The following is a 19,947-nucleotide window of genomic DNA, read 5'->3' on the forward strand; positions in this document are numbered from 1 at the left end:
GGAACAGGCGATGAACGACCGAGTTACTCCTCCGATGCAGGCCACCCCCGACGGCGAGGCACAGCTCGCGCTGGTGGTCCACCTCCCCTGGGAGGACGTCGCCCGACTCGGCCAGGAGGCCGGCCGTATGGCGGCGCAGTTGCAGCGACCGGTGACGTTGGACGAGGCGGTGAGCAACCGGTTGCGGTCCGTTTCCCCGGGCGCGCACGCGAAACCGGCGGGGGCGCAGCCCAGTGCCATGCCGGCGGCTGCTTCGGTGTCGTCGCTGCCGTCCAGGCCGCCGTCCGAGCAGGCACGGCAGGCGATCGACAGGATCAACGGGACGGCGTAGACGTGCGGACAGCGCCGTAGAGTGCGCGTTGTGTGCCGGATGCGCGTTGTCCGTGGCTGGTCGCGCAGTTCCCCGCGCCCCTGGGGGCACTGCCCCTACGGCGTCTTGTTCCGCACCGCCGCTGCCGCCTTTCGTGCCGCGACCAGCACCGGATCCCACACCGGTGAGAACGGCGGCGCGTACCCCAGGTCCAGCGCCGTCATCTGCTCCACCGTCATCCCGGCCGTGAGCGCCACCGCCGCGATGTCGACCCGCTTGCCCGCCCCCTCCCGGCCGACGATCTGCACGCCGAGCAGCCGCCCCGTGCGGCGCTCGGCGAGCATCTTCACGGTCATCGGGGAGGCACCGGGGTAGTACCCGGCCCGGCTGGTCGACTCGATGGTGACCGTCTCGAACCGCAGCCCCGCCCGCCGGGCGTCCTTCTCACGCAGCCCGGTACGGGCGATCTCCAGATCGCACACCTTGCTCACCGCGGTGCCGACCACCCCGGGAAACGTCGCGTAACCGCCTCCCGCATTCGTGCCGATGACCTGTCCGTGCTTGTTGGCATGCGTGCCGAGAGCGACATGCCGTTCCCGCCCGGCGACCAGGTCGAGCACCTCGACGCAGTCACCGCCGGCCCAGATGTTCTCGTGACCGCGTACGCGCATCGCCAGATCGGTGAGCAGCCCGCCGTACTCGCCGAGGGGCAGCCCCGCCGCCTTGGCGAGCGTCGTCTCGGGGCGTACGCCGATGCCGAGCACGACCACGTCCGCCGGGTACTCGGCGTCGTCCGTGGCCACCGCCCGCACCTGCCCGTCGTCACCGGTGAGGATCTTGGTGACCTCGGCGTCGTTGACCATGGTGATGCCCATGCCCTCCATGGCCTGGTGCACCAGCCGCCCCATGTCGGGGTCGAGCGTGGACATCGGTTCCGCGCCCCGGTTGACGACCGTCACCTCGTAGCCGCGGTTGATCAGCGCCTCGGCCATCTCGACGCCGATGTACCCCGCCCCGACGACCACCGCACGCCGCCCCCGCGCGCGTGTGAGGGTGTCCAGCAGCTCCTGGCCGTCGTCCAGGGTCTGCACGCCGTGCACGCCGGGGGCGTCGACGCCGGGCATGTCGGGGCGGATCGGCCGGGCGCCGGTGGCGATCACGAGTTTGTCGTACGACGTCCAGGACTCGGCGCCCGAATCGACGTCACGCGCGCGTACCCGCGCCCCGTCGACGTCGATCTCCACGACCTCCGTCCGCAGCCGCAGGTCGATGCCCCGCGAACGGTGCTCCTCGGGCGTGCGGGCGATCAGCTCGTCGCGCTCGGAGACCTCGCCGCCCACCCAGTACGGGATGCCGCACGCGGAGTACGAGGTGAAGTGGCCGCGTTCGAAGGCCACGATCTCCAGCTCGTCCGGGCCCTTCAGGCGGCGGGCCTGGGACGCCGCGGACATGCCCGCGGCGTCGCCGCCGATCACGACCAGTCGCTCTCTCGTACCGCTCATGCTCATGCGAACACGCTACGGCTGCGGGGCATTTCAGTGCTGCTCGCCCTGCTCCTGCTCCGGTGCCTGCCGGGCCGTCGGCAGCGGTCCCAGCGTGGTCGTCGCCGGCGCCGTGGCCGGGCGGCGCGCCCGCCGGGGCCGTACGAGACGCAGCCAGACCAGGACGAGCAGCGCCGCCAGCACGGCGAACGGCAGCACCGCGCCCAGCGCCACGACGATCCAGCGCAGCATGGTCACGAACGCGTCCCAGCCGCCCGCCAGCGCATCCGTGAACCCGGGGTCCTCGTCCTCCTCGACGGTCTTCTTCACCGGCGTCTCGGACAGCGCGAGGGTGATCGTGGCCAGGCTCGTGCGGTCCTTCAGGGACGCCTGCTGGGCGAGCAGCGCCTCCAGATCGGCCTGGCGGCTGCTCAGCTCGCCCTCCAGCTCCACCACGTCGCTCAGCCGGGTCGCCTGGTCCATCAGCTCGCGGATCCGGGCGACGCTGGCGCGCTGGGTCTTGATGCGGCTCTCCACGTCGACGACCTGGTCGGTGACGTCCGTCGCCTTCGCGGTGCGGTCGAGGAGCTTGCCCGCGCCCTCCAGATCGGCGAGGACGTCCTCGTACTTGTCGACGGGCACCCGCAGCACGACCTGGGTGCGCTCGTTGCCGCGCTCGTCGCGGGTGGTGTTCTCGCTGCCCACGAAACCGCCCGCGGTCTCGGTGGTCGTACGGGCCTGGTCCAGGGCCTTGGGCACGTCCTTGACCTGCACGGTCAGGGACGCGGTGCGGATGATGTGGCTCGCGGGGAGCCGGGGCGCGTCCGGGGCCCGGTCGGCGCCGGACCGGCTGCCGCTGTCGACAGCGCCCTCCTCGGCGCCGGGTGCCACGGCGGCCTGGTCCTGGGCGGCGGCCCCGTCACCTGCGGTGGAGGAGGCGGTGTCGGCCCCGCCGCTGCATCCCGTCAGCGCCAGGGCGGCGGCGAGCAGGATCCCGGCCAGGGCCGGAACGGGGCGTGGTGCGGAGTGTCGTGCGGAGCGTGGTGCGCGCATGTGGGCGAAACCCCCGAGGGTCGTGACAACTGACGCTCCTACGACGCCGGGGCAGGCCGCGGCGTTGGACCCGTGCGGTCCCGATGCGATCCCGATGCGGTCACGGTCGGGACTCGGCGGGCCACGGGGTCCCGCCGGTGACTGTCAGTGGCGTCTGAGAAGGTGGAGCCATGAACGCAGCACGCACGGACGGCGGGCAGGTCGTCGTCATCGGAGCCGGAATCGCCGGGCTGGCCGCCGCCCACCGGCTGCTGGGGCGCGGCGCGCGCGTGACCGTGCTGGAGGCCTCCGACCGGGTCGGCGGCAAGCTGCTGCCCGGCGAGATCGCGGGCGTGCGCGTGGACCTGGGCGCCGAGTCGATGCTGGCGCGCAGGCCCGAGGCGGTCACCCTCGCGCGCGAAGTGGGCCTCGAAGCCCGCCTCCAGCCGCCGGCCACCGCGACCGCCTCCCTGTGGACCCGCGGTGCCCTGCGCCCGATGCCCAAGGGCCACGTCATGGGCGTGCCCGGCACCGCCGCCGCGCTGTCCGGCGTGCTGTCCGAGGAGGGCCTGGCGCGCATCGAGCGCGACGCCGACCTGCCCCGTACGGAGGTCGGCGACGATGTGGCGGTGGGGGAGTTCGTCGCGGCCCGCCTCGGCCGCGAGGTCGTCGACCGGCTCGTGGAGCCGCTGCTGGGCGGTGTCTACGCGGGCGACGCGTACCGCATCTCGATGCGCTCGGCCGTCCCCCAGCTGTTCCAGGCCGCCCAAGAGCACGACTCGCTCACCGAGGCGGTCCGGGAGATCCAGGCCAAGGCAGCGGCGGCCCCGCAGACCGGGCCGGTGTTCATGGGCATCGAAGGCGGCGTCGGCAGCCTGCCGCTCGCCGTCGCCGAGTCGGTGCGGGCGCGCGGCGGCGAGATCCTCACCGGCGCCCGCGTGACGGAGCTGCGCCGGGAGGGCCGTACGGGCTGGCGGGTTGTGACCGGCGACCGGGTCCTGAGCGCCGACGCCGTGATAGTCGCCGCCCCCGCGCCCGCCGCTGCCGAGCTGCTGCGCGCCGAGGCCCCGGCGGCCGCGACCGAGCTGGCCGCCGTGGAGTACGCGTCGATGGCGCTGGTCACCCTCGCCTACCGCAGGTCCGAGGCGCGCCTGCCCGAGGGCAGCGGCTTCCTGGTGCCCCCGGTCGACGGGCGGACCATCAAGGCGTCGACGTTCGCCTCCCAGAAGTGGGGCTGGATCGCCGACGAGGACCCGGACCTGATCGTGCTGCGCACCTCCGTCGGGCGGTACGGCGAGACGGAGATCCTGCGCCGCGACGACACCGACCTGGTGGCCGTCTCCCGGCGCGACCTCCAAGCGGCCACGGGCCTGGACGCCACGCCCGTCGCCACGCGCGTCACCCGCTGGGACTCAGGCCTGCCCCAGTACCCCGTCGGCCACCACGCGCGCGTGGTCCGCATCCGCGAGCACGTCGGCAAGCTGCCGGGCCTCGCCGTGTGCGGCGCGGTGTACGACGGCGTGGGCATCCCGGCGTGCGTCGCGAGTGCGTACGCGGCGGTGGACCAGATCCACGGCGACCTTCAGGCTGTGCAGCAGCTCACCGCCCACCCGGTGCAGAGCCTGCACGGCGGAGCGGGAGAATAAGGGACATGAGTGACGACGCCTCCACCACCGGCCCTGCTCGGATCCCGAACAAGGGCAAGCTGGCCAAGGACCTCAACGAGGTCATCCGCTACACCCTGTGGTCCGTGTTCAAGCTGAAGGACGTGCTGCCCGAGGACCGCGCGGGCTACGCCGAAGAGGTCCAGGAGCTGTTCGACCAGCTCGCCGCCAAGGACGTCACCGTCCGCGGCACCTACGACGTCTCCGGGCTGCGCGCCGACGCCGACCTGATGATCTGGTGGCACGCCGAGACCAGCGACCAGCTGCAGGAGGCGTACAACCTCTTCCGCCGCACCAGGCTGGGCCGCTCCCTGGAGCCGGTGTGGTCGAACATGGCGCTGCACCGCCCCGCCGAGTTCAACCGCAGCCACATCCCGGCGTTCCTCGCCGACGAGACGCCCCGCGCGTACGTCAGCGTCTACCCGTTCGTGCGCTCCTACGACTGGTACCTGCTGCCGGAGGAGGACCGCCGCCGGATGCTCGCCGACCACGGCAAGATGGCCCGCGGCTACCCGGACGTGCGCGCCAACACGGTCGCCTCCTTCTCCCTCGGCGACTACGAGTGGCTCCTCGCCTTCGAGGCCGACGAGCTGTACCGCATCGTCGACCTCATGCGCCACCTGCGCGGCTCGGAGGCCCGGCTGCACGTCCGCGAAGAGGTGCCGTTCTTCACCGGCCGCCGCAAGGAGATCGCGGAACTGGTCGCGGGCCTCGCCTGACCTAAGGGGTACTCCGGCGCCGGATCAGCGAACGCGCGCCGCGGCGTCGCCCTTCCGTGCCGCGTCGCCCTTCCGCGCGGCGGCGTCCGGCTTCGGCTCCGGGCGGGATGCGCAGGACGTGTGGCGTGCCGGGAGGCGGCCCTGGAGCAGGTAGGCGTCCACGTGGGCGTTGACGCACAGGTTGGGGCCGGCCGCGATGCCGTGGGTGCCGGAGTCCCGCTCGGTGACCAGGAGCGAGCCGGACAGCCGACGGTGGAGTTCGAGGGCGCCGTCGTAGGGGGCGGCGGCGTCCCGCTCGGCGGCCAGGATCAGCGTCGGCGGCAGCTCGCCCGGCGCGGTCCGCACGTCGAGCGGCCGCTGACGCGGCGCCGGCCAGTACGCGCACGGCAGGTTCAGCCACGCGTTGTTCCACGTCTCGAACGGCGCCACGCGCGCGAGCCGCGTGTTGTCCCGGTCCCAGACCTCCCACTGCGTCGGCCAGGGCGCGTCGTTGCACTCGACGGCCGTGTAGACCGCACGGGAGTTCTCCGCCTCCACGGCCGCCTTCTCGCTCGGCGTGGCCAGGTCGGTCAGCGGCTGAGGATCACCCTTCAGATACGCCGACAGCGCCTCGGCCCGCTGCGGCCAGTAGTCGTCGTTGTAACCGGCGTCCAGAAACGCGCCCTGCAACTGCCCCGGCCCGACCTTCCCGCCCGCCGGTTTCCGGGCGAGCCGCGCCCGCGCGGTGTCGTAGCTGCGCTGCACCTCCTGAGGCGTGGCGCCCAGCCCGTACACGCCGTGGTGCCTGGCGATCCACTCCTTCATGTCCGTCCAGCGGCCCTCGAACGCCGCGGACTGGTCGAGGTTGTTGCGGTACCAGATCTGCGCCGGGTCGGGGTTCACCGCCGCGTCGAACACCATCCGCCGTACGTGCGAGGGGAACAGCGTCGCGTACAGCGCCCCGAAGTAGGTGCCGTACGAGGCGCCCATGAACGTCAGCTTCACCTCGCCCAGCGCGGCGCGCAGCACGTCCAGGTCGCGGGCGTTGTTCAGGGAGTGGTAGTGGCGAAGCGCGCTGCCCGACCGCTGCGCGCACCCGCGCGCGTAGGCCTTCGCCCGCGCGATGCGCTCCCTCTTGTACGACTCCGAGGGGTGCGTCGGCGCCGACGAGGGGGCCTTGAAGTGCTGCTTGGGGTCCTGGCAGGACAGCGGCGCGGAGGGGCCGACCCCGCGCGGGGCATAGCCGACCAGGTCGTACGCGGCGGCCAGGCGCTTCCACTCGGGGAGCTTGCCGACCAGCGGGAAGAGGAAACCGGAGGCGCCCGGACCGCCCGGGTTGTAGACCAGGGCGCCCTGACGGGGCACCCTGCGCTTGCTGTTGTGCGGGTCGCGGTGGGTGGCCGGCACCCGGCTGACGGCGAGCCGGATCTGCTTGCCGTCGGGCCGCGCGTAGTCGAGCGGGACGGTGACCGTGCCGCACTCCATGTCCTTCGGCAGGTCCTGGTTCTTCGGCAGGTCCTGCGCGTCGGCGCACCGGCCGAAGTCGATCCCGGCGGCCGCGGCCCGCGCGGCGGCCACGGCGGTGCCGCGCAGCTCGGCCGCCTGCGCCCCGGCTGGTGCGCCGCCGGCCGGGGCGGCGGCGACGGTGGTCAGGAGCAGGGAACCGGCGGCCGTGTAGAGGGCGGCAGCTTTCATCGCGTATCCCTTCGGAGCGCGGCAGCGACAAAAGGGATGCTTCGTACGATTGTTGGCAAAGGCAAGCACAGGCGGCCGGTGTCGGCCCCAATGCGCCCGTACGCCCGCGCGGACCCTCGGATCTCGTGTCAGACGCGCCGGTACGGGCCGCGCTGCGCGAAGGCCGCCCGCAGGTCCGGCTCGCCGACCGCGCGGATGCCGCGTACGGCGACCGAGGTGAGGTAGGCGCGGTCGTCCCCGGTGTCGCCCGCGTGCCGGGCCAGCGCATCCAGCAGGCGCTGCCCGGCCGGGGAGGCCCAGGGTGAGTACGGGAGGGTCTCGATCCGGGCCAGGGCGAGGCAGCTCAGGCAGAGCACCAGCGGCAGCGCGAACCAGAGGGCGATCAGATGCCGCGGCATCTGGTCCTGAGCCGGCATCAGCAGTGCGGCCACGCCGAGCGCAAGCACGGTTGCCGCGGCGAGCCGCACCTGACGCACCCCGGCCCCGACGGTGGTCCCCGCCCCGGCCGGCACGGCGAGACCGGCGCTGACGAGCCGGTCGGCGAGGCCGTGCACCGCGTCGGCGGCGGCCGCCGCGGCCCGTATCGGAGCGATGGGGGACTGGCCCTCCGGCCCGATGGCCCCTATCACCGACCGCTCGATGTCGTCGCGCCCGCGCGGATCCACGACGGTCGCCCAGCCCGTGTGCGCGAGGAGCAGCCGCCGCTGGCGCGCCATCGACACCAACGTCAGATCGGCGACCCGCGCCGGACCGCCGGACAGGAACGCGGCCTCGTACAGCGTCAGATCGTGCTTCCCGCCCGTTTCCGTGTCGACGTCCGCGGCCCGTACGGCGGCCAGGCACAGCCGGGTGCACGCCAGGCCGGCCAGGGCCCAGGCCGGCAGGAGAAGGAGGACCCAGAACATGCCGTGTTTCTATGCCAACCGACTCGGAAACTCCATGCCTTGTTCACATTCCGGGACCGAGCGTTGTCGGCACGTGACGTTCCGCTTGACTGCCTGCCGATCAGCGGCGCAGTAGCACCCGGCGGGCCCGCGCCATCCGTGAGCGCGGACGCGGTGCCGAACCGGACCGGTCCAGCCACCACTCCCGCAACTCCCGCCGCGCCCGTGCCTCCTGCGGCCGCCCGTCGAGCAGCAACCGCTCGGCGAAGTCCAGCGCGTCCCGCCGGTAGCCCCCGGTCATCGGGTGCCGCTGGGCGTACGCCAGGAAGGTGGGCCGGTAGGCGGGCCCCAGGATCACCGGCAACTCCGGGGCGACCTTCGCCACCACATCCGCCCGCTTCCCGGCCAGCGCCCGCGCCTGCACCCCGAGCCGCACCCGGTCGAACCCTTCGGGGACGGGGGTACCGGCGACCAGCGCGGAGAGCAGCGCGGCCTGGGTGAGGGCGAGGCGCTGACGGGCGGGCTCGTGGGCGGAGGCGTGGTGCGAGGGGGCGGCAGGCTCGGACGTGGAGTCGGCGGAATCGCGCGCTGTTGCGGGGGCACTGGCGGTGGACCCGGAAGCAACCCGTATCGCCGCCCGGGTCCGACGCCCCTCCTCCAGCGCGCCCCGAATCTCCGCCAACTCCCGCTCCAACTCCGCCGGTTCGGGGAAGTTCTCGTCCCTCTCCAGCAGGACGCCGGGCGGGGACACGCGGGACGCGAGGTCGGTCAGGACGTCGAGGACCGGCCGGGGGACCGGGTGGGCGTGGCTGTCGTGCCAGACGCCGTCGCGTTCGAAGCCGCCCGCGACATGGACGTAGGCGATGGCCTCCAGCGGGAGTTCGGCGAGCGCCTTGGCCGGGTCCTCGCCGCGGTTGACGTGGTTGGTGTGCAGGTTCGCCACGTCGATCAGGAGCCGTACGCCGGTCCGCTCGGCCAGCTCGTACAGGAACTGTCCCTCGGTCATCTCCTCGCCCGGCCAGGAGATGAGCGCGGCGATGTTCTCCACGGCGAGCGGCACGGGCAGCGCGTCCTGCGCGATGCGGACGTTCTCGCACAGCACGTCGAGGGCGTCCCGGGTGCGCGGCACGGGCAGCAGGTGCCCGGCCTCCAGCCGCGGGGACGCCGTGAGCGGACCGCCCGCCCGGACGAACGCGATGTGCTCGGTGACCAGCGGCGAGCCGAGCGCCTCCGCCCGCTCGGCGAGGGCCGCAAGGCGCGCCGGGTCGGGCCGGTCGGCGCCGCCGAGGCCCAGGGAGACGCCGTGCGGGACGACGGTCACCCCGCGCTCGCGCAGCCGCAGCAGCGAGTCGGGGAGGTGTCCGGGGCAGACGTTCTCGGCGACGACCTCGACCCAGTCGATGCCCGGCATGCGCTCCACGGCGTCCGCGATCTCCGGCCGCCATCCGATCCCGGTTCCCAGTCGCTCCATGACCCCCTCCTTCACGTCTGTCATGCACCCGGCGTGAGGGGGGTATGGCCCCGCTGCCGGGGCCCGAACCCTGTCGCGTGCGCCTTCAGAGCAACATTTGAGGTTGCCAGGAGATACGCGGGACCGGCCCCGGATGTTCAAACACCCTGGTTCAGCGCAGCGCCGGGTGGTCGGCGACGACGGTGCAGCTTCCGGCGGGGATCTCGGTGTACCCGGCATCGCGCACCAACGGCAGGCCGGACGTGGTGAGTCGACCCCAGCGCGTCGGGTCGGCGATCCGGACGGCGAGCGGAAAGCCCGCGTCCCGCCAGGCCGCGCGCTCCTCGTCCGGCAGTTCCCACCAGGCGAGTTGGGCGCCGTGCCCGGCCTGCGCCATCGCCTTGCCGGCCGACATCTCGATCTCCGGGTTCAGCCACAGCACCGGCGCACTCGCGTCCGCCTCGACCGGCGGCTCCGGATCGTCGAGATCGGTTCCGGAAACCTGCAGCCGCGCCAGCTCCTTGGGCCACCCGTCCAGGGGAACAGGAGGAAACACCCTCACTTCCGCCGACTTCCCCGTCACCGTGATCCCGGGCAACGCCTCGGCCCGCCGCCACTCGGCCCCCCGGGCCCGCCGCACCACCTTCCGAATCCGCGCGTCCTGCCAGTCCCGCACGGCCTGGGCCCACTCCCCGTCACCCAGCGACCGCTCATCACTCAACATGACCAGCACGGCACGCGCGGCGGTTTCCAAGGCGTCGGTACGGGCGGGAGGCGCACCCTTTTCGATCCGTACGACCAGAGGCAGTACAAACTGAGGCGCGGTATCGCGCGCGCTGGGCTCGGACCGGAAGGGACTGTCAGTCGGTTCGGTAGTCACGCCGTCCAGTCTGCCAACCTCAGGGGCGCGGGGGACTGCGCGACCAGCCCACCACCACCCGCACCCCGAACTCACACAGCACTACCCCCGAACAGGCCGTACGCTGCGCCTCCAGCCCCTCACACTCATACCTCCAGCGTATGCCGCTCACGTCAACCCGCCGGAGGCCACCGCTCCGATCAGCTCGGACACCTTCACGAACCGATACCCCTGCCGCCGCAGCTCCGGCACGATCGTGCGGATCGCCCGCTCGGTCGTCGGCGCCGCGCTCCGCGTGCAGTGCAGCACGACGACCGACCCCGGCCGCACCCAGTCCAGCACCTGCCGGGCCACCGCGTCCGCGTCCGTCGCGAATGCGTCCCCGCCCACCACGTCCCATTGCACCGCCGTCACGCCGGTGGCGCTCAGCGCCCGCAGAGCCCGCTGGTCGTAGCAGCCACCGGGGAACCGGAAGTACGGCTTCGCGTCCGGCACGCCCGCCCGGCGGAACGCCGTGTACGCCCGCTCCACATCGGCCCGCATGCGGTCCTCATCGATGGTCGGCAGGCCGTAGCAGTCGGCGGTGAAGGCGTAATGGCTGTAGGAGTGGTTGGCGACCTCGAAGAGCGGGTCCCGGCCGATGCCGCGGGCCTGGATCGGGTACTGCTCCGCCCACCTGCCCGTCATGAACACGGTCGCCGGTACCTTCAGCGCCCGCAGCGTCGCAATCAGCTGCGGGTTGTCGAAGCGTTCGCCCTCGGCTGCCCGGGGCCCCTGGTCGGCTGTCATGTCGGCATCGAAGGTGAGCGCGACGGTCTTGCCCCCGGTCCGCGGGCCGCTGGTGAACACCGGCGTGAGGCCCGCGGGGCCGGGGGCGAGGGTGGGAGGTGCCGGGGGCGAGGGGGCGGGCGTCGAGGGGACCGCCGTATCGCCGCCCCGCGGCGCATCAGCGGTGCCGCAGGCCGCTAGGGCGGCGCTCAGGACACAGACGGTGATGACGCTTCGTGCATGTCTGATCACCGTATGAAAGTATGACCTTCAGGTCGGTGTGGGCGCCGACGCGACGGCCGGGTCACCCGGCCGGCGGCCTCCGCCACGGACCGCGCACCGCGAAGGTGGTCCCCGGTGTGTAGCAGTTGACGTACATCGTCTCGCCGTCCGGTGAGAAGGTGACGCCCGCGAACTCACCCCACTCCGGGGCCTCGGGCGTGCCTGTGTTCTGGCGGTTGCGGGCCAGCGCGTACACCTCGCCCCGGCGCGTGACACCGAAGACGTGCTGCGCGCCGTTGCCGTCCTCGCACACCATCAGGCCGCCGCTGGGCGCGAGGCAGATGTTGTCCGGGGACTCGCCGGGCAGCCGCACGTCGGAGTTCGGGCCGAAGACGATCACCAGGGTGAGGCGGCGCGCCGCCGGGTCGTAGCGCCAGACCTGGCCGAAGTGGTCGGCCGCCGAGCCATCCGCACTGCGGGCGTACGAGGAGACGAAGTACACGCTCCGGCCGCCCCAGTAGCAGCCCTCCAGCTTCTGCGCGCGCGTGATGCCCTTCGGGCCGTAGTCCTGGAGGCGGACGGGGGTCTCGGTGGCGAGCGGGTCCGGTACGTCCACCCACTCGACGCCGTCGAAGCACGCGCCGGTCTCCTGGATCGACGACAGGTCGGGTACGCCGGGCACGCGCATCGCCTGGAGGCGGCCGCCCGCCCGCAGGGAACCCGTCCCGCCGAGCGGCTTCTCGGGCAGGAACCGGTAGAAGAGGCCGAACGGCTTGAGGAAGGCGTCCTCCGTCTCGTAGACGACGCCGGTGCGCGGGTCGATCGCGACCGCCTCGTGCTGGAAGCGGCCCATCGCGGTCAGCGGGACCGCGCCGGTGCGGTGCGGGTCGGCCGGGTCGACCTCGAAGACGAAGCCGTGGTCCTTGGTGTAGCCGCCGGTGCCCGCTCTCTCCTCGTTCTCCTCACAGGTCAGCCAGGTGCGCCAAGTGGTGGGGCCGCCCGCGCAGTTGACGGCCGTACCGGCGAGGGCGACCCGCTCCGACCGGACATGGCTGCCGGAGTCCAAGGTCAGCGCCGTACAGCCGCCTTTGGCCGCCGGGTCGTAGGTGAGGCCCTTGACCACCGGGACTGGGACCTTCGCGTTGGTGCGGTTCTCGTGGTTGCGGACGAGGTGGACCCGGCCGTGGCGGCCGGGGAGGGCCGTCATGCCGTCATGGTGGGAGGGGACGCGGCCCTCGCCGGAGCGCAGCGGGTCGCCCTCGCGGGACAGAACCCGGTAGCGGAAACCTTTCGGCAGGTCGAGCAGGCCCTTCGGGTCGGGTACGAGGGGCCCGTAGCCGGTGTGGCCGAGGTGCTGGGCGGCGGCCGTACCGGTGAAGAGCTCGGACAGGGCGCCGGAGAACGCGATGCCCGCTCCCAGGGCACCGCCGCGGGCGAGGACATGACGGCGTGTCACGGACATGGGGAAACCTTCCTGCTGGCGGACAGGACAGTGACCCCGCCGTGTTTATCAGCTGCCGCCCGTCCCCGGAACCACGCGCGTAGCACCTGTCACGGACGGTCGGTGAGGTCCGGGGTGGGGTGGGGTTCCTCGGTGCGGCCGGGGGTGGTGTTGTTCGCGGGTTGCGGCTCCTGTGCCGCGTGGCCCGGGGCGCCGTCGGACTGTTGCGTGAGGCTCGCGGAGTCGTCGGGTTGCGGGGTGAGGCCGGGAGTCTGGCCGGTCTGGGGGGTAAGGCCTGGAGTCTGGCCGGGCTGCTGGGTGAGGCCTGGGGTGGGGCCGGGCCCCTGTGTGTGGTCGTGCGTGTGCTCCGCCACCAGGGGTGCCCTCTCCAGGAAGCGCAGCAGCTCCACCGGGAACGGGAGCACCAGCGTCGAGTTCTTCTCGGCGGCGACGGCCACGACCGTCTGGAGCAGCCGCAGCTGGAGCGCGGCGGGCGTGTTCGCCATCTGCTGGGCCGCCTCGGCCAGCTTCTTGGACGCCTGGAACTCGGCGTCGGCGTTGATGACCCGGGCCCGCCGCTCCCGGTCCGCCTCGGCCTGCCGGGCCATGGAGCGCTTCATCGTCTCGGGCAGCGACACGTCCTTGATCTCGACCCGGTCGACCTGCACGCCCCAGCCGACGGCCGGGCTGTCGATCATCAGTTCCAGGCCCTCGTTCAGCTTCTCGCGGTTGGACAGCAGGTCGTCCAGTTCGCTCTTGCCGATGATCGAACGCAGCGAGGTCTGCGCCATCTGCGAGACCGCGAACTTGTAGTCCTCGACCTTGATCAGCGCGCTCGCCGCGTCGACCACCTTGAAGTACACGACGGCGTCCACGCGCACGGTCACGTTGTCGCGGGTGATGCCCTCCTGGGCCGGGACCGGCATGGTGACGATCTGCATGTTGACCTTGTGCAGCCGGTCCACGAACGGAATGATCAGGGTGAATCCGGGCGGTCGTATGGTGCCCCTGAGCCGGCCGAGCCGCAGCACCACGCCGCGTTCGTACTGCTTGACGATCCGCGCCGCGGCCGCGAGGTACACCACCCCCGCGGAACCGGCCATGGCGGCCGCCACCAGGAGATCTTCGACCATGACGACCCCCTCACGAGAGGCGTGTGGTGCCTGCTCCTGCAACGATATGCCCGGTGTCCGGTCCGGGGCCATGGGGGCGACGGAGCGGACACCGGGCGGACGGCGTCGGTCAACGGGTGACGACCTTCACCGGTTCGGTCACGGGCGGTGACCTTCAGGGGCCGGTCAGGTCGAGGTGAGCTTCACCGGGTCGGTGCCGGACGTGCTGTGCCGCTCGGCCCAGCCCTCCAGCGCCGTACGGCACGCGTGGTCCAGGTGGTGCAGACCTGACAGGTTCAGCTCGATGGGCCGGTCCTGGGGGAGTGCCTCCAGGCTGTCGAGTATCTTCGGCAGCCTCAGGAAGGTCGCGTTGCCCGACAGGTAGACCTGGATCGGACCGGCGCCCTTGTCTATGACCTCCATCTTCAGGTGCGAGGCCTCCCAGGCGGTCTTGACGACCGCCAGGGCGAGACCGATCAGGACGCCCTCGAACATGTTCACGGTGACAATGGCCACGGCCGTGATCACGAGGATCAGCGCCTCACCCTTGTGCGACCGCCACAGCCCGGTGATCTGGCGGAACGGGATCAGCTTCCACCCGGCGTGCACGAGGATGCCGGCGAGGGCGGGAATCGGGATCAGCGCCAGGGCGGACGGCAGCGCGGCCGCGAACAGCAGCAGCCACACACCGTGCAGCACACGCGACGCCTTGGTCTTCGCGCCCGCGTTGACGTTGGCCGAGCTGCGCACGATCACCGCGGTCATCGGCAGCGCACCCAGCAGACCGCACAGGGTGTTGCCCGCGCCCTGGGCGATCATCTCCTTGTTGTAGTGGGTGCGCGGACCGTCGTGCAGCCGGTCCACGGCCGCCGCGCTGAACAGGCTCTCCGCCGAGGCGATCAGCGCGAACGCCACAATGGTGCCCCAGATGGCCGGTCCGGCCAGCTCGCCGAACGCTTCGGAGCCCGGCGGCTGGATGACACCGAGCAGACCTTCCACCTGGACGGTGGCGACCGGAAGGTTGAAGGCGAGCGCGACGACCGTGGCCAAGACCACCGCCGCGAGGGCGCCGGGCACGGACTGCACCGCCTTCGGCATCTTCTTCCACAGCACGATGACGGCGACGGTGCCTGCGCCGATGGCGAGTGAGGTCAGAGCCGCAGTGCTGCCGAGCGCGTCGGCGAACGCCCCGGGCAGACCGGCGATCTTGCCGATACCGCTCTCCGGGGCCTTCAGGCCCGCTGCCGCGTACACCTGCCCGGCGATGATCACCAGACCGATACCGCAGAGCATGCCCTCGACGACCGAGACGGATATCGCCCGGAACCAGCGGCCGATCCCGAAGAAGCCCATGGCGAGCTGGAGCAGACCGGCCATCAGCACGATCACGCCGAGCGCGGCCACGCCGAACTCGCTGACGGCCTCGAACACCAGCACGGTCAGGCCCGCGGCCGGGCCGGACACCTGAAGGCTGCTGCCGGGCATGAGCCCGGTGACGAGGCCTCCCACGATGCCGGTGACCAGGCCCAGCTCCGCGGGGACACCGGAAGCGACCGCCACGCCGACGCACAGCGGCACGGCGACCAGGAAGACGACGATGGAGGCGAGGAAGTCCTGCCTCAGGTAAGGGAACTTCGACAGCATGGTCATCGGTCCCTCAGAGCGTTTCGAAGGTGTCAGTCTCCGCGCGGTGTTCCCGCACGGTTCCGGTGTGGACTTCGTAGTACCAGCCGTGCAGCCGGAGTTGACCGGCCTGGAGGCGCTGGTCGACGCACGGGTAGGAGCGCAGGCGCAGCAGCTGCGCGAGGACGTGGTTCTGCACGGCCTCGGCGACCGTCGGGTCGCTGGGGTCCGAGCACTTGGGCTCGTCCGCCGCGTGCGCGAGCCAGTCGCGTACGGCGGGTACGGCCGCCAGGTCGTCGTGGCGCACCACCGCGCCGACGGCGCCGCAGTGCGAGTGGCCGCAGACCACGACGTCCTGGACGCCGAGCACCTGCACGGCGTACTCGATGGTGGCCGCCTCACCGGTGGGGCGGTCGGAGTTGTACGGGGGGACGATGTTGCCCGCGGTGCGCAGCTCGAACAGCTGGCCGGGGCGGGCGCCGGTGATCAGGGCCGGTACGACCCTGGAATCGGAGCAGGTGATGAACAGGACTTCAGGGGACTGGCCCTGGGCCAGTTGAGCGAACTCCTCAGGGCGCTGTCCGAACGTGCGGGCGTTGTCGATGAGGGGCTGCATGACGTGGTGACTCCTCCTGGCGCGCCGTGGGGGCGCGTCGGACGTGCATGACAGAGGGTGAGAAGTGGGGGGACTGCTCTGCTCTCAGCAGCGGAAGACCTGAAGCGCGGCCGGAGAGTGGGCGGTCGAGGGTCTCGACATACGGTCGTACGCGGCGTTGGGCACGACCGCGTCGGATTCGGCCCCCTTGTGCCGCGCCGGCTGCGGGCGCTGGGCCGCGCAGGACGCGGAATCGACCGTGCGGTGGCGGTCGCGTATCCGCAGGGGACCGGTCGGGTCCCCCGCGTGGGTGCAGCTGTGGAACGCGGCGCCTTCGGCGCGCAGTGCCTTGCCGGAGGGCTTGGTTCCGGGCTGAGCCTTGGCCTCGACGTAACGGGCTGTGTGCGCAGCTGCGAATGATGTGGGAGGTGTGAAGAACGGGAGGATGAACAGAACGGCTGCGAGGCTCGCGAACAGGGTCCGGGCCGTCGCAGCCGTCGTACCTCGAAACATGAGCCTCCCTCCGGTTCGGCGCACCTCTAGTCCGTACCAACGGTTGGTCAACGGCTGGTCAAGAAAGACATTAACCCTGCAAAGTTGTTTGCAGGGTTAACTTGGCGTTTCGAGCCGAAGAGAGCCTCAAAAGTGAGGTTGAGCTGGCGTGATCCGTACCGTGATCTTGGTTACGGCGTGGCGCTACTGAGGTTCCGTCAGACGCTGGGCGTCGCGGGCCAGCGCGGTCAGCCGGGAGATGGCCCGGAAGTACTTCTTGCGGTAGCCGCCCTTCAGCATCTCCTCGCTGAACAGCTGGTCGAAGGGCAAACCCGAGGCCAGGACGGGCACTTCACGGTCGTAGAGCCGGTCCGCGAGCACGACCAGGCGCAGCGCGGTGGACTGGTCCGGAATCGGCTGTACGTCGGTGAGACACACGGCTTTCAGGCCATCGGTCAACGCGCCGTAACGGCTGGGGTGGACGCGGGCGAGGTGCTCCAGCAGGTGCGGGAAGTCGTCGAGCGAGGCACCCTCGGTGGCGTGCGCCGTCCGTGTCACCTCTTCGTCGCTGTACGGCGCCGGGGCCTCGGGCAGGCCGCGGTGGCGGTAGTCCTCGCCGTCGATGCGCAGGGTGCGGAAGTGGGCCGACAGGCCCTGGATCTCGCGCAGGAAGTCGGCCGCCGCGAACCGGCCCTCGCCGAGCTTGCCCGGCAGGGTGTTCGAGGTGGCGGCGAGTGCGACGCCCGCGTCGACCAGCTTGCCGAGCAGGGTGGAGACCAGGACGGTGTCGCCCGGGTCGTCCAGTTCGAACTCGTCGATGCACAGGAGGCGGTGGCCGGAGAGCGTCTGGACGGTCTGCTGGAAGCCGAGGGCGCCGACCAGGTTCGTGAGCTCCACGAACGTGCCGAACGCCTTGAGGGCGGGCTCGGCGGGGGTGGCGTGCCAGAGGGAGGCGAGCAGGTGGGTCTTGCCCACGCCGTAGCCGCCGTCGAGGTAGACACCGCGGGGTCCTGCCGGGGGCTTGGGCGACTTGGCCCTGCCGAACCCGAAGAATCCGCGCCTGCCCGCGCCGGGTATCGGGCCGAGGCCGGCCGCGAAGCCCTCCAGGACCCGTACCGCCTCGCTCTGGCTGGGCTGGTTCGGGTCCGGGATGTACGTGCTGAAGCGCACGGAGTCGAAGCGGGGCGGGGGCACCATCTCGGCCACCAGACGGTCCGCGGGGACGTGCGGCTGTCGCGCGCAGAGGGAGAGGGGGGTGGCTTCGGCGGCTATCGGGCTTCGGCCGGCGGCGGTGGAGGAGGACACGCTTACCCATGCTAAGGGGTGGGGTGGGGGTGGTTTGGGCCGCGGGGTGGTCGGGGGGATTGGGGGGTGCCTGGGTGGGTGTGCGGGGTGCTGATGCGCGGGTTCGTGGGGTGGGTTGTGGGGTCCGCTGTGCGGCGGGGGCGGGGGTGCGGCTTGGTGGCGGTTCGGCGGGGTTGGCGGCGCGGCTTGGTTGTGTTTTGCGTGGCCAGCGGTGCCATTGGGTCGGAGGTGCGAGGCGGTGCCGCTGGGTCGGAGGTGCGGTGCGGTTTGGTGTCGTGTGATCTGCGGCCTTGCGGCCTGCGGCTCTGCGCCTTCTGGCCTGGCGGCCCGGGGTCGCGGGGGCCCGGGGACCCGGTGGTCCGGCGGTTCGGCGGTGCTGCGGTCTGCGGCCTGCGGTCTGTGGCCTCGGCCCGGTGGCCTGGTGGTGCTGCGGTCTGCGGCCTCGGCCCGGTGGCCTGGTGGTGCTGCGGTCTGCGGCCCGTGATGCTGTGGTCCGGTAGTCCGGTAGTCCGGTAGTCCGGTAGTCCGGTGGCCCGTGGCCCGTGGCCCGTGGTCCGGTGGTCCGGTGGTCCGGTGGTCCGGTGGTCTGCGGCCTCGGCCCGGTGGCCTGGTGGTGCTGCCTGTGGCCCCGTGATGCTGTGGTCCGGTGGCGCTGTGGTCCGGTGGCGCTGTGGCCCGTGGCCCGTGGTCCAGTGGTGCTGTGGCCGGTGGCCGGTGGCCCGTGGTGCTGTGGCCGCTCGGTGGCTCTGTGCCCGGTGGCTCGGTGGTCCGGTGGTGCTGCGGCCTCTGGCCGGGGCCCTGTGGCCCCGGGCGCCGTGGCCCTGTGGCGCTGTGGCCCTCTGAGCCCAGGGCCCCGTGCCCGGTGGACCCTGATGCGGCTGGGGGTCCTTTCCGCGTGGAACACTGCACGGCATGCGACGCCTGTTTCCCGTGACCGATACGACAGTGGACCTGGCCGACCGTGAGTGGGGGCTCGCGGAGCTGGCCGATGTCTATGCCTATCCCGAGCCGGAGCCGGGGGAGCCGGTCGCGTGGTTGCGGGCCAACATGGTCTCCACGCTCGACGGAGCCGCTCAGCACGACGGGAAGTCGCAGTCCATCTCCAACGCCACCGACATGCGGATCTTCGGCACGCTGCGCGCGCTCGCGGACGTGGTGCTGGTCGGCGCGGAAACGGTCCGCCGGGAGGTCTACCGCCCCGCACGCGTGCGTGCGGAGTTCGCGGCGCGGCGGAAGGCCGCCGGGCAGGACCCCGTGCCCGCGATCGCCGTGGTCAGCGCAGGCCTGGACCTGGACTTCTCGATGCCCCTGTTCACCTCGCCCGTGGTCCCCACGCTGATCCTCACCGGCGCGGCGGCGGCACCGGACCGGGTCGCCGCGGCCGAGAAGGCCGGTGCGCGGGTGGTGGTCGCCGGGGACGGTGTCGGCGTGGAGCCCGCACGGGCCGTACGGGCGCTCGCCGAACTCGGTCACACGCGGCTGCTCACCGAGGGCGGGCCGCGGCTGCTGGGCCAGCTGGTGGCGGCCGGGGTGCTCGACGAGCTGTGCCTGACCGTCTCCCCGATGCTCGCCGCGGGAGGCGCGCAGCGGATCGCCGGGGGACCGTCGGTGGCGGTTCCGCAGCGGTTCGAGCTGGTGTCCCTGCTCGAAGAGGCCGGGTTTCTGTTCTCCCGCTACCGTCGGTCCTGAGATACCTGAGATAGGCGGAATCTGCTGTTTGGAGGACAGAGGGCCCGCGGGCCCTCAAGGAGATAGGGGCGCCTGGTGTTCACAAGCGTTTTGATGATCGAGAAGGCCCTGACGTCCGCCGACGTGGAGTTCGTCACCACCTTGCACGGGGACGAGCCGGTCACTTTCCACGTACTGCTCCAGCCGCGCGGCGAGCAGGCGGACCGGTTGCTGCGTGCCATCGACGACCTCGCGATGGGCGCGATCGACGAGGCGGCGCGGGAGGGGGAGACGCCGGAGGGCGAGGCGGCGAAGAGCGAGGGGCAACGGGCGCTGGACGTGTCCCTGCAGGCCCTGCGCGCCTCCGGCAGCACGGCGGAGGGGCGGCTGATCGAGGACCATCCGCTGGACGCGCTCAAGGGGGTGGTGGAGGAGGTCGGGGCCGATGAGGTGATCGTGCTGACGGATCCGCACTACGTGGAGGAGTTCTTCCACCGGGACTGGGCTTCTCGGGCTCGGCACAAGGTGGGGGTGCCGGTGCTGAAGCTCTTCTCGCACAGCAAGGTGTAGGTGGTGGTTGCGGGTGTCGGCAAGCGCGGGTTGTGGGGGCCGGTCGCGCAGTTCCCCGCGCCCCTCAGGGCGTAGCTG

General features: G+C 72.1%; 18 protein-coding genes. 5 read left to right on the forward strand and 13 right to left on the reverse strand.

All coding sequences use genetic code 11. The features are described 5' to 3' along the window. The first annotated feature begins 10 nt into the window (after positions 1–10). The gene (locus SSP24_RS06905) at positions 11–331 is read left to right on the forward strand and encodes a hypothetical protein (protein ID WP_141307892.1); all 321 of its coding nucleotides are present in this window, start codon (positions 11–13) and stop codon (positions 329–331) included. Between the two features lie 95 nt (positions 332–426). Here SSP24_RS06905 and SSP24_RS06910 read toward each other — a convergent pair whose 3' ends face one another. Beyond that, positions 427–1,818 carry an FAD-dependent oxidoreductase gene (locus SSP24_RS06910; protein WP_141307893.1) on the reverse strand — a complete coding sequence of 464 codons (1,392 nt, stop codon included), beginning with the start codon at positions 1,816–1,818 and terminating at the stop codon, positions 427–429. A 27-nt stretch (positions 1,819–1,845) separates the two neighbouring features. After that, positions 1,846–2,844 (reverse strand): DUF4349 domain-containing protein, encoded by a 999-nt coding sequence (locus tag SSP24_RS06915; protein WP_141307894.1) that lies wholly within the window; start codon positions 2,842–2,844, stop codon positions 1,846–1,848. Between the two features lie 170 nt (positions 2,845–3,014). Between SSP24_RS06915 and hemG the strand changes: the two genes are divergently transcribed. Beyond that, positions 3,015–4,469, forward strand: coding sequence for a protoporphyrinogen oxidase (hemG, locus tag SSP24_RS06920; RefSeq protein ID WP_141307895.1), 1,455 nt, complete (start codon positions 3,015–3,017; stop codon positions 4,467–4,469). 5 nt (positions 4,470–4,474) lie between these two features. Next, the gene (hemQ, locus tag SSP24_RS06925; protein WP_141307896.1) at positions 4,475–5,206 is read left to right on the forward strand and encodes a hydrogen peroxide-dependent heme synthase; all 732 of its coding nucleotides are present in this window, start codon (positions 4,475–4,477) and stop codon (positions 5,204–5,206) included. Positions 5,207–5,230: 24 nt separating this feature from the next. Here the strand turns inward: hemQ and SSP24_RS06930 are convergent, their stop codons facing one another. The 11 genes from SSP24_RS06930 to zapE form a co-directional block, all read right to left on the reverse strand. Next, complete coding sequence (locus SSP24_RS06930; RefSeq protein WP_141307897.1) at positions 5,231–6,880, reverse strand: alpha/beta hydrolase; 1,650 nt, start codon at positions 6,878–6,880, stop codon at positions 5,231–5,233. A 128-nt stretch (positions 6,881–7,008) separates the two neighbouring features. Next, complete coding sequence (locus SSP24_RS06935) at positions 7,009–7,785, reverse strand: TIGR04222 domain-containing membrane protein (RefSeq protein ID WP_141307898.1); 777 nt, start codon at positions 7,783–7,785, stop codon at positions 7,009–7,011. A gap of 100 nt (positions 7,786–7,885) precedes the next feature. Then, positions 7,886–9,235 carry an MbnB/TglH/ChrH family RiPP precursor modification enzyme gene (locus SSP24_RS06940; RefSeq protein ID WP_141307899.1) on the reverse strand — a complete coding sequence of 450 codons (1,350 nt, stop codon included), beginning with the start codon at positions 9,233–9,235 and terminating at the stop codon, positions 7,886–7,888. Between the two features lie 151 nt (positions 9,236–9,386). Beyond that, the gene (locus SSP24_RS06945; RefSeq protein WP_141308236.1) at positions 9,387–10,103 is read right to left on the reverse strand and encodes a peptidyl-tRNA hydrolase; all 717 of its coding nucleotides are present in this window, start codon (positions 10,101–10,103) and stop codon (positions 9,387–9,389) included. A gap of 138 nt (positions 10,104–10,241) precedes the next feature. Continuing rightward, entirely contained in the window at positions 10,242–11,093 is an 852-nt protein-coding gene (locus SSP24_RS06950; protein WP_141307900.1) for a polysaccharide deacetylase family protein, read from the reverse strand. Positions 11,094–11,145: 52 nt separating this feature from the next. Beyond that, a complete protein-coding gene (locus tag SSP24_RS06955; RefSeq protein ID WP_141307901.1) occupies positions 11,146–12,525 on the reverse strand; it encodes a PhoX family protein in 1,380 nt (459 codons plus the stop codon). Between the two features lie 89 nt (positions 12,526–12,614). Beyond that, positions 12,615–13,637, reverse strand: coding sequence for a slipin family protein (locus SSP24_RS06960; RefSeq protein ID WP_141307902.1), 1,023 nt, complete (start codon positions 13,635–13,637; stop codon positions 12,615–12,617). Between the two features lie 165 nt (positions 13,638–13,802). Next, a complete protein-coding gene (locus SSP24_RS06965; protein ID WP_141307903.1) occupies positions 13,803–15,266 on the reverse strand; it encodes a SulP family inorganic anion transporter in 1,464 nt (487 codons plus the stop codon). A 7-nt stretch (positions 15,267–15,273) separates the two neighbouring features. Then, complete coding sequence (locus tag SSP24_RS06970; protein ID WP_141307904.1) at positions 15,274–15,855, reverse strand: carbonic anhydrase; 582 nt, start codon at positions 15,853–15,855, stop codon at positions 15,274–15,276. Positions 15,856–15,939: 84 nt separating this feature from the next. Further along, positions 15,940–16,347 (reverse strand): hypothetical protein, encoded by a 408-nt coding sequence (locus tag SSP24_RS06975; protein WP_141307905.1) that lies wholly within the window; start codon positions 16,345–16,347, stop codon positions 15,940–15,942. A 183-nt stretch (positions 16,348–16,530) separates the two neighbouring features. Beyond that, a complete protein-coding gene (gene zapE, locus SSP24_RS06980) occupies positions 16,531–17,631 on the reverse strand; it encodes a cell division protein ZapE (protein WP_141307906.1) in 1,101 nt (366 codons plus the stop codon). 912 nt (positions 17,632–18,543) lie between these two features. Between zapE and SSP24_RS06985 the strand changes: the two genes are divergently transcribed. Both SSP24_RS06985 and SSP24_RS06990 read left to right on the forward strand, forming a co-directional pair. Further along, positions 18,544–19,320 carry a pyrimidine reductase family protein gene (locus SSP24_RS06985; protein ID WP_141307907.1) on the forward strand — a complete coding sequence of 259 codons (777 nt, stop codon included), beginning with the start codon at positions 18,544–18,546 and terminating at the stop codon, positions 19,318–19,320. A gap of 93 nt (positions 19,321–19,413) precedes the next feature. Further along, positions 19,414–19,869 carry an indole-3-glycerol phosphate synthase gene (locus tag SSP24_RS06990; protein WP_141307908.1) on the forward strand — a complete coding sequence of 152 codons (456 nt, stop codon included), beginning with the start codon at positions 19,414–19,416 and terminating at the stop codon, positions 19,867–19,869. The last annotated feature ends 78 nt before the right edge of the window (positions 19,870–19,947 follow it).

It is taken from the genome of Streptomyces spinoverrucosus, assembly GCF_006539505.1.
Lineage (GTDB): Bacteria > Actinomycetota > Actinomycetes > Streptomycetales > Streptomycetaceae > Streptomyces > Streptomyces spinoverrucosus.

Bases quoted from the DNA above. Each gene is read 5' to 3' on its own strand.
- SSP24_RS06905 (WP_141307892.1), top strand. From the start codon at position 11: ATGAACGACCGAGTTACTCCTCCGATGCAGGCCACCCCCGACGGCGAG.
- SSP24_RS06910 (WP_141307893.1), bottom strand. From the start codon at position 1,818: ATGAGCATGAGCGGTACGAGAGAGCGACTGGTCGTGATCGGCGGCGAC.
- SSP24_RS06915 (WP_141307894.1), bottom strand. From the start codon at position 2,844: ATGCGCGCACCACGCTCCGCACGACACTCCGCACCACGCCCCGTTCCG.
- hemG (WP_141307895.1), top strand. From the start codon at position 3,015: ATGAACGCAGCACGCACGGACGGCGGGCAGGTCGTCGTCATCGGAGCC.
- hemQ (WP_141307896.1), top strand. From the start codon at position 4,475: ATGAGTGACGACGCCTCCACCACCGGCCCTGCTCGGATCCCGAACAAG.
- SSP24_RS06930 (WP_141307897.1), bottom strand. From the start codon at position 6,880: ATGAAAGCTGCCGCCCTCTACACGGCCGCCGGTTCCCTGCTCCTGACC.
- SSP24_RS06935 (WP_141307898.1), bottom strand. From the start codon at position 7,785: ATGTTCTGGGTCCTCCTTCTCCTGCCGGCCTGGGCCCTGGCCGGCCTG.
- SSP24_RS06940 (WP_141307899.1), bottom strand. From the start codon at position 9,235: ATGGAGCGACTGGGAACCGGGATCGGATGGCGGCCGGAGATCGCGGAC.
- SSP24_RS06955 (WP_141307901.1), bottom strand. From the start codon at position 12,525: ATGTCCGTGACACGCCGTCATGTCCTCGCCCGCGGCGGTGCCCTGGGA.
- SSP24_RS06960 (WP_141307902.1), bottom strand. From the start codon at position 13,637: ATGGTCGAAGATCTCCTGGTGGCGGCCGCCATGGCCGGTTCCGCGGGG.
- SSP24_RS06965 (WP_141307903.1), bottom strand. From the start codon at position 15,266: ATGACCATGCTGTCGAAGTTCCCTTACCTGAGGCAGGACTTCCTCGCC.
- SSP24_RS06970 (WP_141307904.1), bottom strand. From the start codon at position 15,855: ATGCAGCCCCTCATCGACAACGCCCGCACGTTCGGACAGCGCCCTGAG.
- SSP24_RS06975 (WP_141307905.1), bottom strand. From the start codon at position 16,347: ATGTTTCGAGGTACGACGGCTGCGACGGCCCGGACCCTGTTCGCGAGC.
- SSP24_RS06985 (WP_141307907.1), top strand. From the start codon at position 18,544: ATGCGACGCCTGTTTCCCGTGACCGATACGACAGTGGACCTGGCCGAC.
- SSP24_RS06990 (WP_141307908.1), top strand. From the start codon at position 19,414: ATGATCGAGAAGGCCCTGACGTCCGCCGACGTGGAGTTCGTCACCACC.